The sequence below is a fragment of the Streptomyces sp. NPDC001156 genome, from assembly GCF_053598275.1.
This window is the reverse complement of the sequence record NZ_JBSFJX010000281.1, coordinates 1-8,634: the sequence shown is the minus strand read 5'-3', so window position 1 is coordinate 8,634 and position 8,634 is coordinate 1. Positions and strand designations below refer to the sequence as shown.

Here is an 8,634-nt window from a genome sequence, read left to right as displayed (position 1 = left end):
AAGGCCCCCTGCAGCCCGCGGGCGATGATGAGCACCGTCGCGCTGGGGGCGAGCCCGCACAGCGCGCTCATCAGGCCGAAGCCGGTCATGCCGATCAGGAAGACCCGCTTGCGGCCGTACCGGTCGGCCAGGCGCCCGGCGGGTATCAGCGCCGCGGCGAAAACCAGGCTGTAGATGTTCAACACCCAGCTCAGGTGCCCGGTGGTGGTATGGAAGCTGCGGCCGATCGTCTCGAAGGCCACGTTGACGATGGTGGTGTCGAGGAACACCACGAACACGCCGAGGCTGCTCAGGGCGAGCACGCGCCCTGCGCGCCGGCGCGCCCCAGGGTCCTGGAGCTCGTCCAGGGCGGTACCGCCCTGGGCCGCGCCCGTTGTCGTCCGCGGGGACGGATCGCTGGTGGTCCGCTCGGGGATGGGCATGTGCCGTTCCTTGTCTCGTGGGCGGCGGCCGCGGGTCCGTGCCCTGGGGGTCAATAAATAGGAGCATATGCTCCTACTGGGGGGCTTGCAAGAACCGAGAACGAGACAGCAGGTCGGCCGTCCGCCGAGAGCAATGATTCGGAGCATCCACCGACTCAGGCTGCACCGGTGAGGAGGCGGACCAGGCAAGGGCTGTCGAGCACCCGCAGGCACACTGCGCTGCGACACCGGACGCAGTGCCCGCACCCGGTGGCGGCGTGGTCGCGGCCGACGAGAAACGGCTCGGGCGCAGGCTGTTCGGCAGTCAGAGTGGCGTACAAGCGCTTGCCCTCGCACGTGATGCTGATCGTCTTGGCCTGGCCGACCACCGGCGGGCGCTGGTGCGCCTTGACATGCCCGACACCTTGGGGGCGGACACGGGTTGCATGATCGTGCGGGTCGAGTCCCAGCGACACCCGTCGCCACCCTTGGCGCATCCATCAGTTGACGTATCCCGCTATGCAATGTCAAGCGGTTCGGTTGAAAAGCCCGTTGAGGTTGCCCGGGATACCGAAACAGTGGTTGCATCACGTCTCAACGCGATGACGGAAAGTCACAGTACGGCGCTGTGCCTGCACTCCACGACGCATCGAGATCGTCGACCGGGCGCGGCAAGGACAAGAACCGACAACGACAGCCGCCGTCTCCGAACGGGCGGTGTGCGCCGTTCAGGAGGGAGCAACGTGGGTTGCCGGCACGCTGCAACATGCCCCCTTTTCCCCCTACTCAGGGCAAGCTTGCAAGGCTGGCGCATGTACTACTGCGACAGCGAGGATCAGTGGCATGATTGCGCGCGCTACCAGTTGTCGCTCACCGGCGAACGCGTGCCGATCAGTCTGCTGCCCAACGGAGCCAGCGCGCGGCACCTCGAACCCCCGGCCGATGAGAACGGGTCCGGCGCGGGCGACCCTAGGCAGGTACCCCGACAGACCCCGCCACCAGGACCCAATCGCTACTCCTTGCAGCCCGGGACTTGGTCCCAGCCGGGACCAGACCGGCCACCTGAGCGGTCAGGACCTGGAACCGCGTCGCCGGAGATGACCGCCCCGTTCGCAGCCCCCCCGCCGGAACGGGTAGGGCATCACCGACCGTCTCCGCCCGCACAGTTTCCCCAGCTTCCGGACCGCCTCGCTCGACACGTGCGCCCAGCGTCCGACTCGAAGCGCGGCTGGTGGGCTCGATTCGCCGATTGGATGAAAGGCCCCGTATGAGTTCCTACTGGCCCTGGTGGGCGGGCGCTGTCGGGCTCGCTCTGGTCACCATCAACTACACCCTCACCACCGATCGGTCTTTCGGGGTCTCCTCGGCGTGGGACCGCGTATTGCACTGGCACAGGGAACGTCTGCTCGAACGGACGGAGGAGGAGTTCGAAGACGATCGTGCCCTCGCGGACGCGCTCACCGCGGCCACCGCGGAGCACTTCGGATCCGGTCCCGGTGCGGCCGCCATGTCGCAGGCTCCGTACGGGGGGACACAAGCACTGGACCCGGCCGTCGAACCGGCTGCAGGTGACGGTCCCTCGGCCACGAGTCTGCGGCCGGTCCCGCTGGTCACCCAGGCTGCCTTGCTGGTGTCGATCTTCATCGGCGGACTGATCGCCGCGGTCACCTCCGGGCGGTTCCACCTCCGCTTCGACATGGGTCCGGGTTTTCGGAACCTGGTCACCGCCAATCCGATCACCATGGTCGCCCTGTTGTTCGTGGGAGGCGTGCTCGTCGGCTTTGGCACTCGATTGGCCGGCGGGTGCAGCTCCGGCCACGGACTCAGTGGCTGCGGCCGTCTACGTCCAGTCAGCATCGTCGCGACCGCGGTGTTCTTCGGCACCGCTGTCGGGGTGTCGTTCCTCTTGTGGAAGGTGATCTGATGCGCACCCGCGGCGCGATTCTGATGGCCAACATCATCACCGGTCTGACCCTCGGCTGTACCGTCACGAACATCGGTTTCGGCGACTACACCGAGCTGAACCGCATGTTCACCTTTCAGGACCTGCGCATGTTGCTCTCCTTCGCCGGCGCCGTCGTGATCATCGCATGCGTGTTCGCTCTGCTACGGGTCCGCCGCACCCCGGGGCGGATCCACGCCGGAGTGATCCCAGGCGCAGTGTTGTTCGGTACGGGCTGGGCCATCTCAGGTGGGTGCCCGGCAATCCCGATCACCCAGGTTGCCAGCGGATACCTGCCCGCCCTGGTCACAATCGTCGGCGTCGCCGTCGGTATCCGGCTGTGCCGTTGGGCCAACGCCCGATACTTCCACCTCGACCGGGGCTCCTGCGGGCTCTGATCAAGGGCGCCCACCGACACGACCACCAAGCACTCACCGCTCTCGGTGCGGCGTCGCGAGCGGTACATGGTCACGCCGCTGCCGCAGAGCCTGCTCCCGCCGGGGGCTCCCGAACTGAGCATGGACGCGGTCTGCGACCGGATGCCCGAGGTCAAGGTGATCCACAGGCTCCAGCCGTCGGAAAACCTCCGGTCGACCGGACTGCAGCCCTTCTGCCCGGAGATCGCGGTCGTCGAGGCGGCCGAGGCCCAGGTGCCGACGACGCGGTCGCTGCATGTGCACATCGGGGCGGACACCGGGAAGGGCGCCATCGACATCGCGGTCGATGCCGAGATCGACGTCTGCGCGGCGTGCCGCTGTACGGCCGGCCCGTCCGAGCCGCGAAGTCACTCCCGCAGCAGGCGGGCGTCACGCTGAGAACATGAGCACACACCCGCCACCGGGCCCGCTCAGCCGCACGAGCTGCCGCCGCTATCACCGATGCTGGCGGTGATCGGACGCTGCCCCCACCGCAGACGCAGGGCGAGTACGCGTACGAAACGTTTTGGTACGGGGCACGCACCATCGTCCACCTGCCCGCCGACCGGACGGTGCAGTTTGTGTCCGCCTGCTCAGGGTTTTTCCCTGCCTCAAGGGCACTCGTCCTGTGAGCGCGGAGGTACCGAGATGAGTACCGGAGAGAAAGCCAAGGCAAAGGCCGAACAGGTTGTAGGAAAAACCGTACGAAAGGTGGCCCACGCAGTGCACAAAGAAACCCTCGCAGCAAAGGGTGCGGCCCTCGAAGCGCGGGGCAAGATGCGGGGCGCGAAAGAGAGCACCAAAGACTCCTTCAAGCACTGACAATGTCGTGACCATCCTGGCAGGGAGCGCAACAGAGGCGGTTCGACCCTCGTGAGGAGGGCGCCCGACACACCTCCGACACAGTCTGCGCCGCTGGCGCCATCTGACGAGCTCCGCCGCAGGTCAGAGGGCTATGCGGGATGATTGACGCATTCGCTCCGGAGCCGTGCGCGCAGGTTCGGACACTATCTGCCGAACTCTGGAAAGGCGCCCAGTCTTCAAGAGCCGGACCCAGTCTCATCGGGTCCGGCTCTTTGACGTGCTCCCCCACCGCTGCGGGACCCTAATCCTCGACCTCAATCCGGGTGGCGAAGACACGGGACCCCTCCGCCGGCTGCTCGGTTGGCTCAGGCGTTGGGACGCTTGCCGTGATTGGCCTTGTTCTTCTTGCGGCCGCGCCGCTTGTTCCCTCGCTTAGACATGGTGCATATCTCCCTGATCTTGGGTTTTCTGCGCCTTTGGCAGTCTAGATTCGGCTCGGGGTGTCCGCATCAGCTGTGCCGCGGCCACAGCGCCCATTTCGGCGGTCCGCCGCCGCAGAGCAGCAATCACTGGCTTCTGTCGAATGCGTGTCGAAGCCGCCCAGGCCGCTCGATCACAGCGCTGCCAACCGCAGGTCGCAGGGGATGGACCTCCCGGCCCTCGGGACTTGCGTCAGTGGTGAGGTCTACTGGCACGCCCACAACCACCAGCTCAGGGTCCGGTTCGACGAGTGTCGGGCAGCCGACGAGTGATCGCCCCTGGGCCGTCTCTGGCCGTCCGGGGCCGACAGCCGCTCAACCGCGACCGGGGACAACTACTACTGTAGTGCTGTGACCGGACAGGTCCACTGGGTGTGGCGAGGTGCCTCCCTTTCGCCGAGCACGCGCTCGGAACGCTCACGCGAGCGGACCGTCACGAGAGCGCAAGGGAGTCATCGCCGGCCGGATGAGCTTTGTCGTCGGGAGAGGGCCAGCCTGCGTCGCTCTCGGTCGATCTCGGTAACGACGACCGTGATCTCGTCACCGACCTGGACGACGTCTGACGGAGTTTCCACAGGCGTCCAGGTGAGCTCTTGCAGGTGGACCAGCCCCTCGATTCCGTCGGCGACCTGGACGAAGACGCCGAACGGGACCAACTTGGAGACCCGTCCGTGCAGTTTCTGCCCCACCGCGGTGCCGTCGGCGAATAGCTGGCAGGGATCCGGCAGCGTTGCTCGCAAGGACAGTCTTGCCTCCAGATTCGTTGTGTCGAACTGGAGAAACTCGCACGAGACGCGCTGTCCGACCTGCACGACTTCGGTGGCGGCTTCGAAACGTCGCCAGGACAACTCGGCGAGGGAGATGAACCCGACGCCGGGGAAGACCGGGTGATCGGGGCCGTCATCCAACGCCACGAACACGCCGAACCGTTCGATCGCTGCGACGGTGCCGGAGAGGAGCTCGCCGCAGTGCGGTGATTCCAAGAACGCCCAGAGCTCTGGGTTCTCAAACTGTCCGCCCACCATGTTCCCAGGCTTTCACGGAGGGGCTGCGCACTTGGCGGGAGGTGCGGTCACGCTGCAGTCTTAAGGGGACGTCCGCCCCAGCGGACGCTTCTAGCGAGCTACGCCGTGCACTCAGGGGGCTGCGGCACCGAAGGCGCCGCATCGCAGCCACGGCTGACGGCCGCGCACCGCCCACCGCCCACCGACGAACAAGGAGCCAAGCGGGATGGCGTGCCACATCCGTGCCAGAACAGGCGGGGACTCACGGGGAATCGGGGTGCGCGGGGGTACGTGCCGCCCGACTCGGCACAAGGTAGCGAGTCCGCTGGTCTCGCCAGCGATGGCCCCACTTCGCTCCTTTAGCAGCGCGGGCGCCGTCGTGTTTGCGCCGCTGTCATACCGATGGTGGCGCGCTGCCGGCGAGCTCGGCGAACCCGCATCCGCCAACGCCGCCGGACGATGAAGCGGCGGCTCGCTCGGATGGCTTGAGCTCGATCTGTCCGCTCCGTCGGTGAAGGCAATTGCCGGTCAGCTGTCGGGGTCGTACTGAAACGCGCGCACCTCCTGCGCGCATCGGCAGGCGACCGCGATCTTCGCTGCCCAGTCCAACGCCGCCTCGCGGGAGGACAACTCCAGCACCGTGTAGCCGCCTTCGATCTGCTTCGTCTGATCGTAGGTGCCCTCGGTCACAGTCCCATCGCCACCGACCATGACAGGCGGCACGCTCTCGTCGATGCCGCCACCGAACACCCAGACACCGGCGTCCTTCGCCTCCTTCACGACCGCGTGCGACGCATCCGAGACGGCCTGCAGATCCTCGGCGGGAAAGACCATGGCGGCACTGGGGAACGAGATGAGGTACTTCGTCATCGCCTCGACTCCTTCTTCGCGTTTCGGGGATCGGACCCATCCTGCCTGACGCCGTCGCGCTGCGTATCAGTTTGGCCCATAAAGTAAGGGCCTGACGGCGGCGGCTGATGGACAGGCAGCGGAGCGCTCCGCGCTGCGGCGTGCGTTGAACGAGTTGGACGCGCGGCTTGCCGAGGCCACCGAGCGCGGGCCCGGAGCCCGCCTCCAGTTCGAACCCCTTGTCAAGAGACTGCGGATACCGGCGGCCGCGTTCCTGCAGCCCGATCTCGAGCGCCGACTTGCCTGTCACATCGACACCGACGACTCCTTCGCGCGGGACCGGATCCCCCATGTCCTGGCGGGCACCTGCGGTGCGGCCGCCCTGCCTGCCCTGCTGCGTGCGAGGGAGAGCGATCGCAACGACGACGGGGACACGCCGGGGCTCGACCTCCTCGACCTGTTCTCCGCGTGGCCGGAAGAATCGATCAGCCTGGTTCTGGGCTGCGTCGGCTCAGATGACCCCAGGACACGTCTGGTCGGCAGTTGGGGCCTGGCCGTCATCGACTTCGGCGGGGCGAAGTACTTCAGGTTGGTCGCCGACGCGGCGTCCGACCAGGACCCGCGGGTGCGCGCGGATGTGATGAGCACCCTCGGCAGCATCTTCGGCGTGGGAGATCCCCCAGAAGCCCGGGCCGTCCTGATCGCCGGCACCCGCGATCCCGCGCCCGAGGTCAGGCGCAGCGCCGTGGCGGCCCTGCGCTCCTCGCGCGACGAGACGGTTACCGACCTCCTGGTGGCCTGTGCCGATGACACCGACCGCTGGGTCCGGTACCAGGCAGCAGGTCCCTGTCCCGCCGGCCGGGCTCGGCAGTCCGCGCCGCGCTCGAACGTCTCGCGGCGGACGACGACGGCGACGCTCGCGACGCGGCGCACGCTGTTATGGAGAAGCTGGCCTAGCCGAGGGCGACCAGGCAGCCGCCGAAATAGCCGGCTGGCTCGTTCGGCGTCCACTCCGGCCCATATCCGGCTCATTTTGCTCCCGAGCATCGTCGTGTCAGTGGTCCTGCAACGACCTCGCCGGCGTTGTCCTACACAGCGCTCTGCTCGCAACTCCCAATCAGTGGTCGAGTCGTCGCGGGGCGACAGGCGGCCAAGTCGATCGAGCCACCGACGGCAACCTGATATCAGCCACACCTGACACCCCTGGGTGGAACGAACCCTACGAAGGCCTCGCTCAGCCCGATCAAGAAGGTAGGGCCTGATAAAGATGAGGCCAGACCTTCAAGTTTGTGTCCGGCACGGCCGCTGATCCAACGTATGGACGGCGCCGCGTGGCTTGACACAGTCATGGAGATTCTGCCGCCCGGAGGGTACGTGGATCAGTTGCTGACTACGCAGGAGGTGCGTAAGGGCTCCCGTCGGACGCGGGTGGGCAACCCCACTGCGCCCCCGGAGGCGGCACAGGAACCCAGTCCGAGCCGCGGTGATTCAGCCACCACCTACCGATGGTGTGGAACTTCTCCTCGAAGCTGCGATCCCAGCTCAGAAACCCTGCGATCGGTGCCCGCAGGCGGGTGCAGCGGCCGCCCGCTTCGTAGATCACGACGGTTCGGCTTCCGCGGAGAGACTCGATCTGGATGGCTTGGACGTTCGACCACGGGATGGTCCTGCGGCGGAGATAGTGCACGATGGCCGCCGATGGCGTGAGAGTGACCCCGAAGGGCCGCGAGGTGATCAGCACCACGAACGGCAGGGCGACCCCCATGAACAGTCCTGAGACAAGGACAGGACCCAACGGCCCGCCGTCCAACCAGAACAAGACCTGGAAGGCCATGACGACAACGATGCCGGGCAGCACGGGCAGCACGCGTTGGAGGCGCGTCAACCGGTAACGGATGCACTCCGGCGGCATAGCCTCGACCTGTGATTGCTCCATCAATCCCCGCCCCTCACACAATGCAGCCAGTGCTGGCGCATCATGGCGGACCAGGGGAGCGCTGTCCATCTGCCTACTCTTGGAAGCCGAGCAAGCGTTCTTGAGAACTCGTCTGGCCACTTGCTGTGGCCGTGGATCTTGAGACTGACGAAACCGACGCCTGTGCCAAGGGGACTTCAGGGCCCGAGGTGCTGTGCCCCTTCCGTGCCCGAACGGTCAGCGACCAACGGGGAGCCAAGGGGAACAACGGCGAGCCGCCCGCGTTCGCGCAGGTCAACATCGTGCTAGGTGAGCACGGATCCGCATACGCCGTCTTCCAAACGGGTGCTCCAGGATCTGAGCGTGGTGGCCCTTGACCCCATTCGGCGGGCGTGGCGTTGGCAGGCCGCGGCTCAGGGATGAGCATGGATGCATGGTGGAACACACAACCATCGTGACCGGCATTACCCGGAACACAACGAACCGGGGAGGGTGGGTCGAGCACGAGCCGACCGGGAACACGCCCCCCCCGTGCCCGATCCTGCGGGGAACCGCAGGGATGTCGGCGACAAGCGGCCACCGCTCAGCACAACGGCCCTTGACTGTTGCACTGGTCGGGGAGCCGTTCAACTGCGCGGTGGGTGTGGGATGTGAACTCACGGTGGCTCGCGCCACGGTGGGCGGTTCTCACGGCATCGCCGGCCAGAATTCGGGCCCTCCGCCGTGCCACTAGTGCCGCATCAGGCAACGTTCGCCCTGTCGACCACGACTCGAAGCCGTTGATCGTCGGCGTGACGGTTTCGCCAGATGATGTAGCGGCGGAT

Annotated in this window: 11 protein-coding genes and 1 pseudogene; 5 read left to right on the top strand and 7 right to left on the bottom strand. The window is 66.8% G+C overall.

All coding sequences use genetic code 11. The features are described from left to right. On the bottom strand, positions 1-422 hold a 422-nt coding region (locus ACWDA7_RS47350), incomplete at its 3' end, for an MFS transporter (RefSeq protein WP_450613706.1). Positions 423-577: 155 nt separating this feature from the next. Continuing rightward, positions 578-877, bottom strand: coding sequence for a hypothetical protein (locus ACWDA7_RS47345; protein WP_450613704.1), 300 nt, complete (start codon positions 875-877; stop codon positions 578-580). Between the two features lie 791 nt (positions 878-1,668). Here ACWDA7_RS47345 and ACWDA7_RS47340 point away from each other — a divergent pair. The 4 genes from ACWDA7_RS47340 to ACWDA7_RS47325 all read left to right on the top strand — a co-directional run bounded on the left by ACWDA7_RS47340 (position 1,669) and on the right by ACWDA7_RS47325 (position 3,581). Beyond that, positions 1,669-2,325 carry a YeeE/YedE family protein gene (locus ACWDA7_RS47340; protein WP_450613702.1) on the top strand — a complete coding sequence of 219 codons (657 nt, stop codon included), beginning with the start codon at positions 1,669-1,671 and terminating at the stop codon, positions 2,323-2,325. After that, entirely contained in the window at positions 2,325-2,741 is a 417-nt protein-coding gene (locus ACWDA7_RS47335) for a YeeE/YedE thiosulfate transporter family protein (protein ID WP_450613700.1), read from the top strand. Before ACWDA7_RS47340 ends, ACWDA7_RS47335 begins: the two co-directional genes overlap by 1 nt. Positions 2,742-2,807: 66 nt before the next feature. After that, positions 2,808-3,158 carry a hypothetical protein gene (locus ACWDA7_RS47330; RefSeq protein WP_450613698.1) on the top strand — a complete coding sequence of 117 codons (351 nt, stop codon included), beginning with the start codon at positions 2,808-2,810 and terminating at the stop codon, positions 3,156-3,158. Between the two features lie 249 nt (positions 3,159-3,407). Continuing rightward, entirely contained in the window at positions 3,408-3,581 is a 174-nt protein-coding gene (locus ACWDA7_RS47325) for a hypothetical protein (RefSeq protein ID WP_359408981.1), read from the top strand. Between the two features lie 347 nt (positions 3,582-3,928). On the opposite strand, the gene ACWDA7_RS47320 is transcribed toward ACWDA7_RS47325, so the two are convergent. The 3 genes from ACWDA7_RS47320 to ACWDA7_RS47310 form a co-directional block, all read right to left on the bottom strand. Next, on the bottom strand, positions 3,929-4,003 hold the full coding sequence (locus tag ACWDA7_RS47320) for a 50S ribosomal protein bL37 (RefSeq protein ID WP_450613708.1): 75 nt from the start codon (positions 4,001-4,003) through the stop codon (positions 3,929-3,931). A gap of 491 nt (positions 4,004-4,494) precedes the next feature. After that, positions 4,495-5,067, bottom strand: coding sequence for a S1 RNA-binding domain-containing protein (locus tag ACWDA7_RS47315; RefSeq protein WP_450613696.1), 573 nt, complete (start codon positions 5,065-5,067; stop codon positions 4,495-4,497). Positions 5,068-5,574: 507 nt separating this feature from the next. Then, positions 5,575-5,916, bottom strand: coding sequence for a YciI family protein (locus tag ACWDA7_RS47310; protein ID WP_450613694.1), 342 nt, complete (start codon positions 5,914-5,916; stop codon positions 5,575-5,577). 145 nt (positions 5,917-6,061) lie between these two features. Here ACWDA7_RS47310 and ACWDA7_RS47305 point away from each other — a divergent pair, with 145 nt between their 5' ends. Then, positions 6,062-7,093, top strand: coding sequence for a HEAT repeat domain-containing protein (locus ACWDA7_RS47305; RefSeq protein ID WP_450613692.1), 1,032 nt, complete (start codon positions 6,062-6,064; stop codon positions 7,091-7,093). Positions 7,094-7,285: 192 nt separating this feature from the next. Here the strand turns inward: ACWDA7_RS47305 and ACWDA7_RS47300 are convergent, their stop codons facing one another. Both ACWDA7_RS47300 and ACWDA7_RS47295 read right to left on the bottom strand, forming a co-directional pair. Then, complete coding sequence (locus ACWDA7_RS47300; RefSeq protein WP_450613691.1) at positions 7,286-7,900, bottom strand: hypothetical protein; 615 nt, start codon at positions 7,898-7,900, stop codon at positions 7,286-7,288. 650 nt (positions 7,901-8,550) lie between these two features. Next, a pseudogene (locus tag ACWDA7_RS47295) lies at positions 8,551-8,634 on the bottom strand (transposase); the annotation flags it as partial.